This is a genomic window from Chitinophaga sp. H8, from assembly GCF_040567655.1.
GTDB classification, from domain to species: Bacteria; Bacteroidota; Bacteroidia; order Chitinophagales; family Chitinophagaceae; genus Chitinophaga; species Chitinophaga defluvii.
This window is the reverse complement of sequence record NZ_JBEXAC010000002.1, coordinates 2,072,248-2,091,306: the sequence shown is the minus strand read 5'-3', so window position 1 is coordinate 2,091,306 and position 19,059 is coordinate 2,072,248. Positions and strand designations below refer to the sequence as shown.

At 47.6% G+C, this 19,059-nt stretch carries 11 protein-coding genes; 3 read left to right on the top strand and 8 right to left on the bottom strand.

What is annotated here, in order from left to right; genetic code table 11:
- Nucleotides 1–55: 55 nt before the first annotated feature.
- Nucleotides 56–5,785, bottom strand: coding sequence for an alpha-2-macroglobulin family protein (locus ABR189_RS22305; RefSeq protein ID WP_354662700.1), 5,730 nt, complete (start codon nucleotides 5,783–5,785; stop codon nucleotides 56–58).
- 145 nt (nucleotides 5,786–5,930) lie between these two features.
- On the opposite strand from ABR189_RS22305, the gene ABR189_RS22300 reads away from it, so the two are divergent.
- The gene (locus ABR189_RS22300; RefSeq protein WP_354662699.1) at nucleotides 5,931–7,091 is read left to right on the top strand and encodes a DUF5005 domain-containing protein; all 1,161 of its coding nucleotides are present in this window, start codon (nucleotides 5,931–5,933) and stop codon (nucleotides 7,089–7,091) included.
- Between the two features lie 192 nt (nucleotides 7,092–7,283).
- A complete protein-coding gene (locus ABR189_RS22295; protein ID WP_354662698.1) occupies nucleotides 7,284–8,030 on the top strand; it encodes a hypothetical protein in 747 nt (248 codons plus the stop codon).
- A gap of 80 nt (nucleotides 8,031–8,110) precedes the next feature.
- Here ABR189_RS22295 and ABR189_RS22290 read toward each other — a convergent pair whose 3' ends face one another.
- The 7 genes from ABR189_RS22290 to ABR189_RS22260 form a co-directional block, all read right to left on the bottom strand.
- On the bottom strand, nucleotides 8,111–9,379 hold the full coding sequence (locus tag ABR189_RS22290) for a type II toxin-antitoxin system HipA family toxin (protein ID WP_354662697.1): 1,269 nt from the start codon (nucleotides 9,377–9,379) through the stop codon (nucleotides 8,111–8,113).
- Entirely contained in the window at nucleotides 9,376–9,741 is a 366-nt protein-coding gene (locus ABR189_RS22285) for a helix-turn-helix domain-containing protein (protein ID WP_354662696.1), read from the bottom strand. The genes ABR189_RS22290 and ABR189_RS22285 overlap by 4 nt, the downstream gene beginning before the upstream one ends.
- A gap of 127 nt (nucleotides 9,742–9,868) precedes the next feature.
- The gene (locus ABR189_RS22280) at nucleotides 9,869–11,842 is read right to left on the bottom strand and encodes a sensor histidine kinase (RefSeq protein WP_354662695.1); all 1,974 of its coding nucleotides are present in this window, start codon (nucleotides 11,840–11,842) and stop codon (nucleotides 9,869–9,871) included.
- 25 nt (nucleotides 11,843–11,867) lie between these two features.
- Nucleotides 11,868–13,844, bottom strand: a complete 1,977-nt coding sequence (locus ABR189_RS22275) for a sensor histidine kinase (RefSeq protein ID WP_354662694.1) — start codon at nucleotides 13,842–13,844, stop codon at nucleotides 11,868–11,870.
- Between the two features lie 2 nt (nucleotides 13,845–13,846).
- Nucleotides 13,847–15,826: a sensor histidine kinase gene (locus ABR189_RS22270; protein ID WP_354662693.1), complete on the bottom strand. Its 1,980-nt coding sequence runs from the start codon at nucleotides 15,824–15,826 to the stop codon at nucleotides 13,847–13,849.
- A gap of 409 nt (nucleotides 15,827–16,235) precedes the next feature.
- Nucleotides 16,236–16,643 carry a hypothetical protein gene (locus ABR189_RS22265; protein WP_354662692.1) on the bottom strand — a complete coding sequence of 136 codons (408 nt, stop codon included), beginning with the start codon at nucleotides 16,641–16,643 and terminating at the stop codon, nucleotides 16,236–16,238.
- 145 nt (nucleotides 16,644–16,788) lie between these two features.
- A complete protein-coding gene (locus ABR189_RS22260; RefSeq protein WP_354662691.1) occupies nucleotides 16,789–17,583 on the bottom strand; it encodes a hypothetical protein in 795 nt (264 codons plus the stop codon).
- Between the two features lie 257 nt (nucleotides 17,584–17,840).
- Between ABR189_RS22260 and ABR189_RS22255 the strand changes: the two genes are divergently transcribed.
- A complete protein-coding gene (locus ABR189_RS22255) occupies nucleotides 17,841–18,971 on the top strand; it encodes an ATP-binding protein (RefSeq protein ID WP_354662690.1) in 1,131 nt (376 codons plus the stop codon).
- Nucleotides 18,972–19,059: the final 88 nt, after the last annotated feature.

Sequence of the window (19,059 nt, the reverse complement as noted above, 5' to 3'; positions counted from 1 at the left end):
GAATGGCTTATCCATTCATTGAAACAACTGCCTTACAAAAGCTAACAGCTAAAGGCTAATAGCTAACAGCTACTCTTTTCATCTCCTCCCTTCCATAAAATACCGGGAAATACATCATTTCCACTTTAGCGGGGTTTAGCAGGTATTGACCGGTATAGCGGGGCATCAGGGATACCTCGAAGGTGTATGTACCTTTTTTCAGACTGCTGCAGAAGATGCTTACTTTTTGTTTAAAGTATTCGCGGTGCACTTCATGGTTGTACCAGGAAGTGTTTTTGTGCTGATAGGAACAGCCTGCAGGAATAGGAATTTCTATCATTACATAGTCGGCATCTGCTTCCACGGTCACGGCTGCTTTCAGCGTAATGGCGGTACCGGCTTTTAAGCTGGTCACGGTCTTATCACCCGAAGCGAACCAGGTACGTACCTGGAACTGGTGCGCTTCTTTTTTGGGTGAGGTATTCCAGCGTTGGCGATAAGCAGTAAAATATACCGGCATACCGCCCTGCTTATGGAGCTGAATACCAGCGGTGGCAGGCAAGGTAGTGGTATACGGAAAGGAGGTAATGACCAGCGTAGTGTCGCCCGTAATTGTGAGCGATGCGGGACTGGCCTGTTGTGATGCCAGCAGGTCCGGCAGGATGGTTTCCAGGATCAATACCGATTCGTAAGTATTTCGCCAATGCCCGCTTTGGCGTTGCTCCAGGAAGTAGCCCCGTATTTTTTCCAGTGTGGCTTCCTGCCCACCTTGTGCGCGCAATATTTTATACATCAGCAGCGTAACCTGGATGCTATTGTCAAAAAACCGGTAACTTTCTTCTCCCCAATACATATTGCCGAACATGGTGTACCGGGGCTTTTCCGCAATGTTATCCACATTTACCGGCAGGGATAAACGTTGTTGCAGCTGCACCAGCCGCAGGTGATTGTAGCGCGATAAGGTGTTGTGCTTCTGCAGGCCGGTGGCATACTTTTGATAATTGACCGTAGCTTCCAGCTGATGCAACATGTCGAGGAGCGACAACGTATCTACATTCCTGCCACCTCCTTCCAGCTCAAACAGCGCATCATTGATCAACTGCTGCTTGTTGAGCTGTACCTTATATCCCTGCGCTTCCGCTTTCAACAATGCAGTGATAACATGACTGGAAATCCAGGCTACCGGCGCATTGTCTGGCCACCAGCCCCAGCGCCCGCTTTTATGCCCGCTTTGCTGCAACTGACGCACCAGCTCCCGGATCGCTTTTGCTCCCTTAAAAGGTTGCTGTAAATATCCGGCTACCTTTTCTTCCATCAGATAAGCCATCAGCTTGGAGGCCAACTGCTCATTACACAGGTACTCATACCGCTGTATGGATTTCATCTCTGCTACCAATACCGGCAATACCGCTGTTTCGGCATAGATGGTAAAGGGTTCCCGACTCTCTGGCAACGGTACCCGGAAAGCAGTATCCTTTCTTAAAGCGGCAAAGAAACCATCCGTTTCCAATACGCCCTGCTTAAATACAGGAATACGCCGCTCCTCTCCGTCGTAATACCCGTCCGGCTTTTGTACTACATAACGGAAAGACAGGCTGTCACGCCCGCCTGCTACTACGGCCAGCGTATCTATCCAGGCGTTTTTAACGCCGATGCTGCCCTTCCGGTAAATGCTGTCATTCACGGCAAACACACGGGTAGCCGTAATGCTGTCGGTGGTATAGTTCATCGTTTTACCGATCACGTTAATCGTATCACCAGGCAGGGCAAAAGCAGGCAATCCCAGCGTAGCGGTAAATGCCTTGAATGATTTGATCTGGGTTTCTGCAAACCCGCTTTGTTTATTGCCGGTCATCCCCACCACCATCGTACGCCAGTTGGTGATATCATCCGGGAAGGTAACGCCAAAACTGGTTTTGCCATCCTGGCCGGTGCGCAGCTGCGGCTGCCAGAAGGCATCATCCCGGAAGTTTTGTCGGAGCGACAACTGCCCGGATGCAATATCCATTTGCTTGTTCTTGCTATCAGCTACGGCGCGGTTGGTAGTGATCAGGATCACGCCGGCGGCGGCCCTGGCGCCATAGATCGCCACGGCATCGCTGGCATTCAGTACCGTCATATTGTTGATCGTTTTGGGATCCACACCGTCTATACTGTCATTAAAAGGAATGCCGTCAATGATGATCAAAGGGGCCTCCCGTTGCAGCGTACCGGTACCACGCACCATCACACCCGCCACTTTGCCCGACAGGGAAGACACGGTAGCAACCGATCCGGCCAGGTTTTGCTTACTCCTCATGCCATATCCCACTACCACTACTTCTTCCAGATTAGCATTACTTTCTTTCAGCATACAGGTATAATACTGATTTTCATTCAGTACCATATCCTGTCCTATAAAACCAATGTAGGCAATGCGCAGCACGCCCTTTTCAGGTACCCTTAATGTAAACCGCCCGTCCATATTCGTGGCCGTTCCCCTGCTGGTGCCTTTGAGCTGTACCGTTACGCCGGGCAATGGCGTGCCTTGCCTGTCCGTAATGTATCCGCTAACGGTACGGGTTAAACTGTTTTCATCAAAGTATTGCTGATTAAATGCTTTATTGATATCAGCGATAACAGGGCCGGGTTTATTATGATTATTTTCCCACCGTGCCCGGAACAATATAGCTGCCATAGCAGCACTCATGCTGTCGCGGTCCGTCACTTTACCGGGTGGCAGGGCATAATAGTTGATCCCGTTTTCTTGCACGGCTATACTGTCGTGCAGGATATACCGGTCATCTTTCAGCAATACCAGCAAGCGGTACATGCCGGGATCCAGGGATGTCTGGCTGATGTAATTGCCGGATAATGTTTTCAGGTACAGGGCATCATCATACCGGAAGATAAAAAGCTGCTTGATATTTCCCCATCCTGTAATCGTGTCTTCCGGGAATTTCAACTGCAGGCGGGCACGGGAAGAATGCGCTACGGGATATTCCCTGTCGGTGTTATTCTGCAGCAGCCAGTTGTCCTGGTATGTTTTCCAGGCAGTGGCCATTTCCTTCTCGGTAAGCACACTATCTGTCAGATGATCCGGCATGGTATAAGCGCCCAGCAGGCTGCCAAAAGGCGGCCGTTTTCCCGGTGGCCTTTGGCGGATCAGCCCTTGCCGGATATCAAATGCCCCACCCGGCGCAGGCTTAAAGTCCTGCGTAAAACCATCCATCACTTTATAGCTGGCAGGGCTGCTATTGACCGGTCCTACCAATAAAGTGCCCCGCTCTTTCAGCCAATAGGTATTGGTGCCCTGCGTGATATACGTATAGTTATCCTGGTTATAATGATCCACCTGCATCATATACCGGCCGAGCAGCCGTTGTTCTTCTTTGGTGAGTGCGTTGGTCATTTTTTTCACCTGCACCTGCGGCGCTGGCTCGCTGGCATTAAAGCTGAAGAAGTGTTTTACGCCTTCCTGTACCTGGATACTGTCTACTTTCATTTCCCGGTTAAAGGTGCGGATACGCAGGCTATGTTTGCCGGGGCTTACTGCAAAGGCATACCTCCTTTCCTGCCGGGCCTGACTAAAAAATACCGGTACTTCATCAATATACAGAAGATGCACCTGTTGCAATACGCCGTTCTGCACCACATAAGGTGCGATCTGTGTCAGGCTGTCGCTGGCTGGTTCGGTATATTCATACACCCCTGCAGGATGTAAAAACCGGTAATATGCTTTTCCGGTAAGCCGCATCGGGATCCCCCAGCGGGACCAGTTGAGCAGGGGGGCGTCCGACAATAATTCCACCGGGGAGGTTTTAAAGGTACCGTACGTTTTTCTGCCGGGATATTTTTTTCCCAGGAAGGGTACTACGGGCACCGATGCATCTGTAAATTTCCGTGTAAAGGCATAGGCCGTTACATCCGCATCGGCTACGGGTTGTCCATCAGCATCATTTACGGTAATGCCTATTTGTACCCGTTGACCAGGGTATACAAACTCCGGCGCCTGTACGCTGATCTGCAGTTGTTTTTCGGCATAGGGAATGGTAAACTCCTCGCTGCGCGGCTCCCCTTTCCAGATGTATTGCAGGGATACAAAATAATGCTGCGGGGTAATGGATTTGCTTTCCCAATACAGCTGGCGGCCATAACCCCGGTGCACTACCTTATTTCCGGCAAAGATGGTATACCAGAAAGGCAGGTCCCGCGGATTGGCTACCTGGATCTGTACGGAGTCCTTATTGCGATAGCCCTGCCCTTCTATCCGGCTGCTTTCTTCTTCAAATGCATAAGTGCCTTTGGTATCGTTCACTACCAGTTCATAGCTGCTGGCAAAGGGATGCAGTTTTACCGCCGCAGGTAAAGCAAGCGCCACTGCCTGCAGCGTATCCTCATACTGGTTATAGGCATACAGCATCCCTTTGGCAGGCTGTGCTTTGCCTAGCTGTATATAACTCAGCAGCAGACTGTCGGCCTTCAGCGTAAAACTGGTCCGCCCCGGCTCATACAGGTACTGTTGTGTAAATGCCCTTTCATGGGATTCATTATTGCTGTTGAGGAACTGGCAACGCATCTTGTACTGCAGGTTGGCGGCCGGAAAAATACTGTCAGGGATCAGGATGCGTGTTTCGCCCAGCGCTTCCATCTCCTGGGTATGGTACCATAAGGTATCGGGTACAAATACAGCGGGGTGATGATACTGCTGCACCTGGTTGGCCAGGATCCATATTTTTACGCGCCCATCCATCACGGCCAGGTCATTTTCATCACTGGCTTTTACGTAGATAGCGGCAGCTTCTCCCCGGGAGTGGATCTTTTTATCGCCCCTAGCCAGGAAGGTAATGGACTTGAGTTCATAAGCTTCCAGTTTAAAATGCCCAGCTATCAGCACACTTTTTTCTGCTGGCTTTTGGGATGGCTTTTCCAGCGTAAGCTGGTAGCGGTCGTCCAGCCGCAGGTCCAGACTGTCGGTGAGGGTAAAACGATAACTATATCCTCCGGGGCGGTAAGGGGTGAGGGTGGTCAGCACCGTATCCGTGCGCCCGCCCTGGAGCCTTAACAACAGCGGTTCGTCTACAGGCTTGCCACCGGCGGTAATGACAAACGCTTTTAGCTGCACCGTATCCCCCGGCTTGTACCGGGGTTTGCTGCATACCAGGAACCCGCTGAACCTGCTGGCATAAGCCGGGCGGGAGTGGTAATACAGCTTTTCGCCGGTGCTTATCCGTTGTACCAGCCGGGTAATATATTTTACCGGAAACGCATATTTGAATTTATTCCAGGCGGAGCGGGTATACCAGGTCCGTTGTTTTTCAAGATTAAACCCGTTGAGCACGTCTTTATAATATACCTGCAATAATCCCTTCCGCTTGTTTTTATCACTGCGGAAAGTGGAAGTAGCCGCATCATAGGCCAGGCGGTGGTGGCCCAGCTGTACCGTAGCGTCTGAGAGCACTTCCCCCTTTTCATTTTGCAGCAGCACCGCCAGGTCCCGGTGATTATTCAGTACCTCAGGATATACGTTGCCAATGGGCAGTAGTGCCATCTGCAAAGTATTCCGGTCGGCATATACCTTCAGGTAATTACCGGGGGGCAGGTGTTCCGGTACTCTTCCCCCCACGGTGAGGAAAGAATCTACCAGCGTATGTAATAACTTTTCCTGCAGCTGGCGGGCCTGTTGCCTGTAAAGCGGTAAGGCTTCCTTATTGCTGATCTTGTACAGATAGGTATAGTCACTTTTACGGCTCCCCCGGGATAACGAATATTGCGCTGCTGCCAGATGGCTGATCAACAACAGGCAGGGAATCAGGATTTTACGCACGTGAACATAGGTTTTTGTATGAGCAATAGATAATTATCTATGCGCATGATGCACAAAAAAACGTTTTTACATAATAGGGGGAGAAAAAAATTTATGACAGTGTTTATCCCCGGAATAAAAATAAAAGCGCTATTTTAAATAGGCCATGAAAACATTCCTGTTATTGCTTTGGGGGTTCACCAGTCAGCGCGATACGCTGCCGGACCTGCAGCACCTGCACTATCAGGTAGCCGCTGCCCCCGAATGGAACAGTTTGTTTACCCGTAGTTCGGGATGGTTCGGGGGAGATGGCATTTTCAGTATTCCGGTGAATGCACCGGACAGCGACAGTACCCTCTTCCTGTTCAGTGATACGATGACCGGCCACATCTGCAATGGCCAGCTACAACCCGGCAGTAGCATGATCCATAATTCCGTGGCTATCCTCAAAGGGAAAGCCCCCCTGGAAAAAAACATACAGTTTTACTGGAACAGAGATCACCAGGGAAAGCCCGCCACCTTATTTGAACCACGTACGCCCCAGGCTACCCCCGGCGACTATTACTGGCTGGGCGATGGTTTTGTAAATACTGCGTTGCACAACAGCACTTACATTTTTGCTTATCGCATGCGGAATATCAGTCAAAAGGATTTTGGCTTTGCAGAAGTAGGCAATGTGCTGATCGTACTGCCGCCCAATAGCAGGCCACCATATACCAGGCAGCGGCAGCTGGATACTCCGCTATTACTGCCAGCCGATAGCAGTACCGGTGCCGGCTCTTTTGGCGCGGGCATTTTTGTAAATACCAAAGCCGCAGGCGCTCCCAACCCCGATGGCTATGTGTACGTATATGGGGTAAGAGGGCAGCAGAAAATGGTACTGGTAGCCAGGGTATTGCCTGCAGATATAGAACATTTCGGGAAATGGCGGTTTTGGGATGGCCGCCAGTGGAATACAGACATACACCAGGCAGCGGCGGTGACCGCACACGCTTCTAATGAACTAAGCCTCACCCCGCTGAAAGATGGCCGGTATGCATTGGTGTTCCAGGTAGATGGCATGGGATCTGCCGTAGGGCTTCGGCTGGGCGCATCACCTGCAGGGCCTTTTGGCCCGGTGATAAAAATATGGGAATGCCCGGAGGTAAAAGAAGACAAACGTTTCTTCGTATATAACGCCAAAGCACATCCCCGTTTATCAAAACCCGGCGAACTGCTGATCAGTTATAATGTCAATGCTTTTGATTTCTTTCAGGTGCTGCCACAGCACCCCCAGCTTTACCGGCCACGGTTTATAAAACTGATCTTTCCGGCACAGGAGGAATAACAGGAAGTACCGGTCAGCTATCAGCTGGCGGCAATAGCAGATCCCAACTCCGGGATCGCCCTTGAATGAGCTAAAAAATATATCGTTTTTTAAATGATTACTTCTTATATTGATGGATATGATCCTATGCCTGATTGTTTATGAATAACGCTATTTACGCTCGTATTCTATCACCCTATAAATGTATAAACTATGATTTCCCAAAAGACCCAAAAACAATTTAAGCAGGTAGCAACAACCGGTAAGTACTACACCACTACCGCCGCTCAGCAAATGATTAACCGTTATCAGGAAGAAGAGCCTGATGGTTTGCGCTCCTTTATGTATGGCCGGCATATGTTTGAAATGTTATTACAGGCCCCTCAATGTGAGGGTATCCGGATTTTTAATGCTTTCAATGAAGAAAACAATCAAACGTTGATCTTCACTGCTGCCGATGCTAATGGAGAGCATATCACTAATTGTGCGCTTCGCACAGCAGACGGACTGGTGAGTTATGGCGACCCCATTACAGGCGGTGGCGGTTTTTGTCCTTTTGATTGCCCCAAAGGTGGGGAAGGACTGGAAATATATATTCAGGAAATGCGTCACCGGACAATAACAGACCTGGCTACAGCAGGCGAAATGATGCCGCGGAAAAAAGCACAGGAAATGATTCAGGCCTACCAGGCGTATGAACCTGATGGTGTTTATTCCATTCTCCTGGGCCGGGAAATTTTTGACACCATACTGAAAGTACCTGGTTGTGCTGGTATCCGCATCTTTAATGGCATCAATGAGGATGGCCTGCATTGCTTTATTGTGGTGCCCATTAATGCAGAGGCCGGTAATATTTTAAAGTATCTGACCACAACGGCATCCACATCAAATTGGGTGAATGCACCACTTGCGTCAGGTGGAATACTTTGCCCTTTTGATTGCCCCATGTCATGGGAATAATCCTGCGTGGTTGCTGAAACAGCTTCATTACAGGGCTGGCCTTTTGGACCAGCCTTTTCAATTTGGCAAATATAAGCCAGCTATAATCTGGCATCAATATCAAAAGCGCTTGACATATACGTCATTTCTGCCCGGGTTATTCCTGCCTTTTCTGCTACTGTTTGCCATCCCTTCACTACACGTGTAATGTTACCCATGAGCTCCTTGGCTTCCTTTGCACTTACTCTGAAGGCTTCGGCTACTTCCATTGCCAGCTTGAGACTTAAAAGACCATCGTCTTCAGAAATATTGAGCTTTAAATGGGTAGCGCCAGGTACCGGATTCATATCAAAAGCAGGCGACAACTCCCATCCCTGTTCTCCAAGCAAAAATCCATGGTTACGCAGATGGTCATCGGTATTAGATACACAGATATTAAATACCATTCTTTTCCAGAGTTCTTTCATGTTCTCATCAGGATGAGCACCTGCGCGCATGATAAATTCTGCAATATGTTGGTAAGAAACACCTTCGGATCCGTCTGCTCCATCTGTATAGCCTAGCAAGGTCATGGCAGAAGAAAAGTGGATACGGGTTCCGGCAATGCGATCGAAACGTTTTGTGAGGTAGGTATGATGCTTACCAGTATATCTCTCTGCCCGCCCTTGCGCTACATTAATACCAGCTTGCCGGGCAAGTTCTGCTACTACTGCTTCCCATGCTGCAATATCATATTCATCAAACCGGCTGGGAAACTTCGCAATCCATAAGTGCCCATCTAAATCCATCACACTTCCCTTAGGTCTGGCTCCGCCAAGTGAAGAACCTGGAGCTAACAATATGCGCATCCATTCCCCATAGTGAGGGTTATTCTCTGCCCCTATTGCTTCCATTTCATAGCTGGCAGTTTCTAATGCCCTCAGATGATGAATTGGAGGCGCTGGCCTTTCAATATCATTATCAAGAAAAGGTCCCACAGGGTCCAGTTTAAATCGTAGTCCTCCCATGCGGGTCTGGTCTGCCACTCCATGCAAATAATCACTTTCAAACAACCTGGAAGCTGGCCGATGCTCAAGTTGGGCATTATAACTTTCCTTTCGTTGCATTAATGTTCTACCCCACCGGTCTGGAGAAGAATCAGTAAAAACGCCAAAGTTAAGTTTTTCATCCCTCGTATATTGTGGTCCGGTAAATAGCATTAAATCCGGATCCAAAAACAGCGCCGGCCAGTTTTGAATCCACTCCTTGTCATAAGAAAAAGAAAAAACTTCGGCATTCATTCCAGCCTCCGCGCTCAATTGCCCCACAAGAAGAGGCCCATGGATACCAACCCAATCGGCATATACCCAGATATTTTTTGGTGATCTCATACTCCTTTCATGCGGGTACCGCCTTTTAAATTATTTCCAGCTCGGTTTTTACTCATTTTCACAGCAGGCCTTTTCTGTAAAAACTTTGCATCCTGCAATTTCCTGCCCAGTTCATCTTCTGCTGCTATTTTATTAAGATCTTTCTCTAATCCCAACACAAATAGCACTTGCAGATAAGCACCAATAGCCACTCCTGGATCCCCCTTTTCAATCAGCCATAAAGTAGACCTGGCAATACCTGCGCGTTCTGCCACCTGCTCAAGTGTCAGTTTTCTTCGCTTTCTGGCAAGCCGCAGACTTTCTCCCAGGTTTTGAAGTAACCTGGCGTTTGTAGGTAATAATATAGTGCGCTTAGAACTCAAATGTTTGTTATTTCATACAAAATACAACAATTTGTACGAAATAACAAACATCCCTATATTAAAACTACAATTAAATGTTTGTTATTTCATACAAAAAGAAGAAAAACGTATGACACATCAAAATCCCTCACCTCCCTTCCCGCAAAAAATAAATAAATGACAGGGAATCTTCCGGTTTATCTGCGGCCCATATCTGTCCATCCATTTTGGTCATAAAGTCTTTGCAGATGATGAGCATCAGCCGGGTATCATGTTGCAGGGCGGGTTGACTTTTATCTTTTTCATTCAGCTGAAACCAGTAAGGCTCACTGCCTCGCAGGCAGGGTTTGGTCCGGAGGGTAATACTTACATATACGCCCCCATCTTCCTGGCGGGCTACGATGATAATCGTGCTTTTGATAGCCGATGCGGTAACCGCTGCTTCCAGCAGGTGGCGGTGTACAAATTGCAGCATCTCCCGGTTGGCCGTAACGGTCAGATTTTCCGGGAGATGATTAAATATTTTCACCTGTTTTTCTGCTGCAGCGCTACCCACACTATCCATGGCTACCATCATCATGCTATGCAGAAAACAGGGTTGTGGTGTATATACAAACCCCGAAAGCTGTGATTTGATCCACCGCAGGATATTATCAAATACAACCAGCGTATTACGGGAGGAAGCAGCGATCTGTTCTATCATTTCCATCATCTCTACCTGGCCCATCGTACGACTTCTGATCAGCGCTGATACTTCCACAATATGCTGCAGCGGCAGGCGGAAATCATTGGCAATAATGGTGATGAGCTTATTTTTAAAATCATCATTGGCCTCCAGCTGTAATCTTTTGTCAGCCAGCGTAATGGTGGTCCGGGCCAAAGCTGCTTTGTGCGCCTGCTCTTCTTTAAAGCCCGTATACTTGGTAAACCCGATAAACGACACCAGTCCTACCACTGCAATCAGGATAAACACCACTGCCCAGTAGTAATTATCTTCCCGGCGCTGTTGCTCCAGCTGTTGCGCCTGCTGCTTCTTATCATTTTGGAGTGTGGCCTGCTCACCCGTTTTCAGAAAGTAGTCCATATAGCTGATCCCCGGATGCAGCAACTGCTGCTGTACCCGCCTGGCCTGCTGGATCATTTCCTGCATATAATAGCTGATCTTTTCGGAGTGGTGGATACTGCTGTAATACTGGTACAACTGCGATAAGGTGGCTGTTTGCAGATCACTGTACCCCGCTGCTTTTCCGATATGATAGATCTTTTCCCAGTAAAAAATGGAATCCGACAGGTACTTGTTTTCCTTGCGGTAAGTGTCCAGGTGTTCATACATATTGATGGCGATCAGTACCAGCCCCTGGCCCAGGGCCTTATCTGCCAGCGCATTCACCAGCGCTTCTGCGGCCTTGCCTTTTCCCGCATTCATCAGTGAATCGGCTACGGTGATGTCCATATAATAAATGGACCGGCTACCAGGATACTTGCTCATGATCTGGCGGGCGGTGGCAATGGCCCATTTAACAGAGTCTTTTTTGGCCGGGTATTCCCGGAACCAGTCCACATAATTCTGCAGCATCACCACATATTGCGAATCTGCAGGTGGAGGCAACTTCCGCATGATGTCCATAGACTGGTATAAATAATCAAAAGCATAGCTTTTGTCGCCCGGTACATAATTGTAATAATATACGCCCAGGTTATTCAATACCTGCGCCGCTTTGATACTATCTCCCATGGCGCGGAACATCTGCAAGGCGGTGTATTCATATTGTACCGCCAGCTTGAAGTTATTGTTGAGCGCGTGACAAATACTTTCCAGGTTCCAGGCTTCCGCAATTCCTTTCTTATACTGCAGCCTTTCGGAGATCTCTTTTACTTTAAGTGCATACCACAGGCAACTGTCGGCGTTGCTCAGGTGATACAGCATACTGATCTGGCTCAATACATCTACATAGGCAATACTGTCGTGCTGCTGTGTCAGTAGTTGCTGCAGCTTTTGCATAGGGGTGCTTTGCGCACGTACCTGCCAGCTCATGCCCATCAGCAGGAGCAACAGGAGGCCCTGCCGCAGTAATAGCCGGATCCCTTTGTAAGCTGGCATATATTTGGTTCCAATGTGCATAGTTAGCCAGGTATCAGAAAACGTTTTATACAAATCCAGGTAAACAATAATATACGGTCAGCGAGCCATCCGGTTTTCCTTCCGCCCATATCTTCCCTTTCATTTTCATCATAAAGTCTTTACAGATCACCAGCATCAGCGGCATATCCTGTTGCTGCAGGTTACTTTCCACCACTGTATCCGGTGTTTTCAGCACCAGCCACGATGCTTCCTGTGCAGTGCCGGGCTTTACTTTCATGCCGGTACTTACATAGATGCCCAGCACTTCCCGGCTGGCCATGATACTGACCGACCGCCTCACTTCTGAAGCTGCCACAGCAGCCTGCAGCAGGTGGCGATGCACAAACTGCAACATATCCGGATCGGCAGCTACTACGATGCCTTCCGGCACATGATTCTGGATATCTATCTGCTTGGCTGCCGCCATATCCGCGATGCTGGTAATAGCGGCGGTGATCATATCATCCAGCACACATTCCTGCGGAATAAATTCAAAACCCGACAGCTGTGATTTGATCCAACGCAGGATATTATCAAATACCGTGAGCGTATGCCGGGAAGAGGTAGCTATCTCTTCCATCGTGGCCATCATCTCCGCACGGCCCATCTGGCTGTTTTTAAGCAGCTGGGCTACTTCTGCAATATGCAGCAGGGGTACCCGGAAATCATTCGCGATGATGGTGATCAGTTTATTTTTAAAATCATCATTGGCTTCCAGTTGCAGTTGCAGGGCCGACAGCTCCCCATGTTTCTGATCCAGCTTTTTTTCATGCAGTTTATTTTCCCGGAGGTGTTTGTTTTTAAGCAGGACTATCAGCAACAGGATCGCCACTCCCAGGATAATACCACAGCCTGCCAGCCGGTAGCCATTATTGCTGCGTTCCTGCTGGGTGATCGCTGCCGCCTGTATCGCACGGTCTTTTTGCAACGCCTGCTGCTCTCCTTTCTTCAGAAAATAATTGATATAGCTGATACGCTGTTGTGGTTGTTGCTGCCGTATCCGGTGGGCCTGCGCAATGATCTCTCCGGTATAGAAGGCCATTCTGGCTTCATCGTGCTGCTGGCTGTAATACCGGTACAACCGGTCCAGCGTACCTGTTTGCAGATTCGTATATCCGGCCTCCTTTCCCATCTTATACATTTTCTCCCAATAATGGATGGTATCAGTGGGATATCCCATTTTCCGGTATTTGTCCATGTGTTCATACATGGTGATGGCTGTCATGATAAATCCACGGCAGGCCGCAGCTTCCCCTAATTGGTTGATCATGGCTTCTGCTTCCTTGCCTCTTCCGGCTATCATCAGCGAATCTGCTTCGGTAGCCCCTAAATAAAAAGCTGCGCGCAGTCCGGGATATTTGGCGATCAGCTGCCGGAGGGTGGGGATGATCCACCGCAGGGAATCCCGCTGTGCAAGCGGACTATCCGCAAACAGGTTCAGGAAATTGCTCAGGAGGATGGCATAGGTAGAATCTCCCGGGTTAGGAGGCAACTGACGGGCTACTTTCATCCCTTCGTACCAGTAGGCAAACGCATCCTTTTCTTCCTGCGGATTATAATTATAGTACCAGGTAGCCAGCCTGTTGAGACTAAGGGCTGTATAAGTACTATCTCCCATGGAGCGGTATAATTGCAGGGAGTGATATTCGCATTCCACCGCCAGTTTAAAATTACTACGGATAGCGTGGCACATACTCTGCAGGCTCCAGGCATCAGCCATCCCGCTGGTATAATGCAGGCGTTCAGATATTTCTTTTATCCGGATGGCGTACCACAGGCAGCTATCCGTATCGCTCTGATAGTACCACTGGCCTATTCTGCTCAGGGCATCTATGTAGCCGGCGCTATCCCGCTGTGCGGCCAGGGATTGATGCAGGGATGGCAGCATATTCGTTTGTGCATGTCCGGTATGCATCATGCCTGTCAGCATAGCCAAGGCTATCCCGTACCGCCAGCAGCGCAGTGCTATATACCTGCAGATATACTTACAATACGTATGCATGGTTAATTTTTCACCAGGTCGGGCAACGTATACCAGAAAGAGCTGCCTCCTCCGGCATTATTGCCTGCCTGTATATTGCCATTCATTTTATTGATAAAATCTTTGCAGATGATCAATGCCAGTCCGGCTCCTTTGGCTTGCTGTACGCCCCCCGCCCCATGTACATTAAAAGCAAACAGCCTGGTCAGCACTTCTGCCGGCATACCGGTACCCTGATCTGAAAAGGTGATGGTTACAAACCCATCTGTTCGTTTGGCCGACACCGTAATATCCGTACCACCCGGCGAAAATTTCAGGGCATTATGCAGCAGGTTCCGGTGTACAAACTGCAGCATTTCCGGGTGGCCATATACCCGCAGCGTGGATGGTATATTGACCACCAGGTGTATCCTTTTTTCCACTGCCAATGGTTCCAGGCCTTTCCAGGCCGCGAGGATCAGCGCGGTAGGATCACAGGGTTCCGGAGCATATACAAATCCGGATAGCTGGGTACGTATCCAGCGCAGGATATTATCAAATACGACCAGGGTATTGCTGGCCGCTGTTTCTGCTTTAATGATCAGCGCTGCTGCTTCTTCCAGGGTAAACGTACGTCTTTTGAGCAGGGTGGTTACATCCAGCACATTGGCCAGTGGCAACCGGAAGTCGTGCGCTATCAGGGAGATCATCATATTTTTGAAGTCGTCGTTGGTTTTCAGCAGCGCATTCTTCTCCCGGATCTCTTTGTTGATCGCTTCCTGCTCCCGTACATGTCTGCGGGTACGCCGGGAAGCCCTTACCACATAAGCGATGCCCCAGATAATACCTCCCAGGATGATGGCCCCTACCACGATGCCAAAGATCATATTCCGTCTTTCTATCCGCTTTCCCTCCAGCACCTGGCGCTGGGATTCGAAATCTGCCTGCAGCTGCCGCATTTGCTGGTCCTGCATAAAGTAGCCCATATAATCCACTTCGCCCTGGGCTTTGATATTTTCGATATAGCGCAGGGAGGTGAGCATGATCCCCCCATAGCGGGTAGCCGCAGCCTCGTTATGACGTTCGTGGTAGTAATGGTAGAGTTTATCCGCCGCATCCATGATCAGGCCGTTGTACCCGCCTTTGCCGGCGGCTGTTACCATCTGTTCATAATACCGGATGGAGTCGGGGGCTTTCAGGCGGCTTTTATATTCCATCATCAGCCGGCTGGCACGAAAGGCCAGGTAATAATACCCGAGGCGGTCCGCTTCCTGGTACAGGGAGTCCAGGCGCCGGGATACTACCGCCATGCCTGCGGTGGGCAGGAGGTGATCGGCTTCCCGGATCGCGAGATAAAACAGCAGCCTTTTATCGTCGTAACGGCGGGCTATTTCATGTGCTTTGGTTACCGCCCATTTGATGGAATCGCGTTTGGTACTGTCATTACGGTAGATAAAATCATAGTTGGCCAATACCTGGCCATAAACAGAGTCCTTTTTCAGGGTAGCCCCCAGCGCCATTGCAGTACGAAAGGCTGTTACGGCCCGGTCGTGCGCCGAATCCTGTTCATAATACACCGCCTGGTTCATCACTACCGGCACCAGGTGGGCAGTATCTCCCATGGCTTCATAAAGTACCCGGGCATCCCGGCAAAAACGGTAGGCAAGATATTTATTGGAAGTGAAAGCATAATAGTTACCGAGTATTTTATACGTAGCCGCCTTGCCCGCTGTATACTGCTGGCGGGTAGCCATCTCCAGGGCGCTGTCTGCATAGCGGTAACAGCTGTCCAGCTGCTTCAGCTGATAACTTATCGCCACCTGGTTCAGGTGATCTACCACCCAGGCACTATCCCTGACCAAACCAAAGGGCGACTGTAACAACCTTACCCGCCCTTCCTGGGCATAGGATAACCTGGCACTACACAATAACCAGCCGCAGATAAATAATAGAAAACTCCACCACTGCTGCTTTTTAAAAAGGGGCCTGCAGCAGGAATAAGCAGGGGCTTTCAGGAAATTCATTGACGCAGTTTTATATGCTACTTGCAATCAACACATTACGCCTTCACAGGAGCTGGTTTAAGGATCTTTTCAATAGGTACTCCACGTATAATGGTATGTCGAAAATAGTTAAAAAAAGGGGTAATCCGTGGTCCATTTCATTCATTTTCTCCCTTAAGCCTGGTTTGAAAGAGGAATGAAGGAGAGATATAGTACCTATATAGTATCCCTTATAGGGGGTACTATATAGGTACTTCAAGGGTACCTTAAGGGTACTTTAAGGGTACTTTAACCTGGGCTTTGGTAAGAAGATGATGTATACTGTAACTAAGAGAAAGCGATGGATTCCAGGTATGAGCGCTTAAAAAAAGGGCCTCACTGTGTATTAGACAGCAAGACCCTGTTATCTTTAATCCAATGTTTCTCTTAATTAAGCACTGGCTTTCTTTTTACTACCATTTACTGCGGGCAATCTATGATCTGCTCTATAGCCCGTCCACATTTCTATCTTATCTAAATCAGCCTCTATTCTTACCAAACGGCCTTCGATAGCATCAAATCTTTTTTCAAATTTGGTCTCCATTACTTCAAACTTGATCTCCAGTGAATCAAATCTTTTCTCCATCACTTCAAATCTGTTGTCCATCACTTCAAACCTTTTCTCCATCACTTCAAACCTGTTGTCCATCACTTCAAATCTTTTCTCCATCACTTCAAACCTTTTTTCAAATTTGGTCTCCATTACTTCGAACTTGATCTCCAGTGAATCAAATCTTTTCTCCATCGCTTCAAACCTATTGTCCACAGCTTCAAATCTGTGCTCAAATTTGGTCTCCATTGATCGTAATGCTGATAAAATTGAGTCAACTTGTTGTTCAGACATGATTGGTTAATTTAGGGGGGTTAACGTTAAAAATTTTGAAATTGCACTAAGGTAATTATCTTTTAGTGATTCGCCAAAAAAACACACCGCTATACTACGATTACTTCACTGCTAAAATTTTGGCACATCCTACGCCTGCTGCTTTTATATAGGCATTACTAACAGGCATGCCCATTTCAATACCGGCAGCTACTACCAACATATGAGCTGACGTAAGTAGTTCGGGATGGGAAAGTTGTAATATAAAATTTTGGGCAGGAAACGGCTGCTGTACATGCTGCCATTCTGTATAGATGGATTGGGTAAAAAAATGTGGGGAATCGGCTACCTCTTTATAATCTATTCCATTAAAAGTACGGTCTGAGATCACGCCCAATGAAAAGATCAGCCGGAAGCAGGGCTGTATCCAGGGTGATAGTAAATTCATGCCGGGTAAAAGATTGGGCACTATTACTGCTGCCATACCGGCACTACGATCGATCGTTATCTCCAGCGGGTGCCTTATGACGCTGTCAAAAGTGTGATGCTGATTTAAATGAAATCCCTCCAGCAGATAAGCATACTGAGAAAGTAAAACACTGCGCTCCCCTCTTTTATTTGCCTTATCCAGCAGTTGTATCTTTTTATTCAGGGCAGTTAAAGTACCAGTAAATCCATAGTCGGCCAAATGCTTGACCGGGAATATGGCCTGCCTGATATTGGCAGTAGCTTTGGCACATCCTCCTAATTCCCTTGCATTCTGCCGGGTCAATTCAAATTCCGGTGCTGTTTTTACTCTTGCCCTGGAAGGCCCGCCTTTTGTGCGTAAGATAATGTCATTGGAGCCTTTTGCTGTATAAGCTATCATGCCATCAATACGTCCTGTAAAACCAGGTCCTCCCTTGAGAATTGCCATAGGATAAAAAATTTATGCAATTAGTAAAACACTTCTATAAACATTTCTAATGTACTAAAAAAATTAGTACGGCAGCATGCGGTTTCATCTATGTTTTTTATCGATAACATTTGATTAACGAAAGGGGTCATTAGGCTCATCCGGGGGCCAAATCCAACAATATTATGATATTGTGGGATTCAAATCCAACAATATTATGATAATTCGGGATTACAATCCAACAATATTATGTAATTTAGGGATTATAATCCAGAAATATGATAAAACGTGCTTTGGAAACTGTTATCCAGCAAAAGCTTTTCAAAGGGAAAGCCATCTTACTGTTTGGTCCCCGGCAATCTGGCAAATCAACATTGATAGAGACGGTTTTAAAGAGGCAGGATAAACCATTTCTGTATATGAACGGTGACGAAGCAGACGTGCGTGAAATACTGACCGAAACAACATCTACCAAGCTAAAAGCGCTAACAGGCAATAAAGAAATTGTCTTTATTGATGAGGCTCAACGAATAGCCAATATAGGCCTTACACTAAAACTGTTTACTGACCAGATTAAAAACGTTCAGGTAATTGCAACAGGTTCTTCTGCCTTTGAGTTGTCCAGCCAGGTGAATGAGCCACTTACTGGACGTAAATATGAATACCAGCTCTATCCACTGAGTTTTTCTGAAATGGTACAATATCACGGATTATTACTGGAAAAGCGATCAATCGAGCACCGGTTGATCTATGGTTATTACCCGGAAATTGTGACAAATAAAGGTGAAGAAAGGGAGTTACTGAAATTGTTGGCAAACAGTTATCTCTACAAGGATTTATTGATGCTGGACCAGATCAAAAAACCGTTGCTGCTGGAAAAATTGCTTAAAGCACTGGCATTGCAGGTAGGTAGTGAAATCAATTATCATGAAATTGCCCAGACTATTGGCAGTGATAGCAAAACAGTAGATAAATATATAGATCTGCTGGAAAAAACTTTTGTAGTGTTTCGCCTTCCGGCCTTTAGCCGCAATGTCCGCAATGAAATCAAAAAAGGGAAAAAAGTCTATTTTTATGATTGTGGTATCCGCAATGCCATTATCAACAATTTTAAGTCTACCAGCACCCGCACAGATATAGGTGCATTATGGGAAAACTTTGTAATTGCGGAACGCATGAAACATTTGCGTTATCACGATATAGATGCTACGCATTATTTCTGGCGCACCACCCAACAACAGGAAATTGATCTGATTGAAGAACAAGGAGATAACCTCTTAGCTTTTGAATTTAAATGGAGCCGGACAGAAAAGGCAAGGTTCCCACAGACATTTACCGCTAACTATCCTCAAGCAGAGACTAAAGTAATTTCCCCTGAAAATGTAGAAGATTTTATTGGAGTATCCTAAAAGGAATCTACGGTATAATAACCAGTTCCCGGCAGTTTAAACAAAAGACAAATTGTAACCTTGACACTTCCAATTGCTTACTGTATGT

Excerpts from the sequence above, each read along its gene's own strand:
- ABR189_RS22280 (WP_354662695.1), bottom strand. The coding sequence starts at position 11,842 with ATGCACATTGGAACCAAATATATGCCAGCTTACAAAGGGATCCGGCTA.
- ABR189_RS22270 (WP_354662693.1), bottom strand. The coding sequence starts at position 15,826 with ATGAATTTCCTGAAAGCCCCTGCTTATTCCTGCTGCAGGCCCCTTTTT.
- ABR189_RS22290 (WP_354662697.1), bottom strand. The coding sequence starts at position 9,379 with ATGAGATCACCAAAAAATATCTGGGTATATGCCGATTGGGTTGGTATC.
- ABR189_RS22275 (WP_354662694.1), bottom strand. The coding sequence starts at position 13,844 with ATGCATACGTATTGTAAGTATATCTGCAGGTATATAGCACTGCGCTGC.
- ABR189_RS22265 (WP_354662692.1), bottom strand. The coding sequence starts at position 16,643 with ATGGAGACCAAATTTGAGCACAGATTTGAAGCTGTGGACAATAGGTTT.
- ABR189_RS22295 (WP_354662698.1), top strand. The coding sequence starts at position 7,284 with ATGATTTCCCAAAAGACCCAAAAACAATTTAAGCAGGTAGCAACAACC.
- ABR189_RS22255 (WP_354662690.1), top strand. The coding sequence starts at position 17,841 with ATGATAAAACGTGCTTTGGAAACTGTTATCCAGCAAAAGCTTTTCAAA.
- ABR189_RS22260 (WP_354662691.1), bottom strand. The coding sequence starts at position 17,583 with ATGGCAATTCTCAAGGGAGGACCTGGTTTTACAGGACGTATTGATGGC.
- ABR189_RS22300 (WP_354662699.1), top strand. The coding sequence starts at position 5,931 with ATGAAAACATTCCTGTTATTGCTTTGGGGGTTCACCAGTCAGCGCGAT.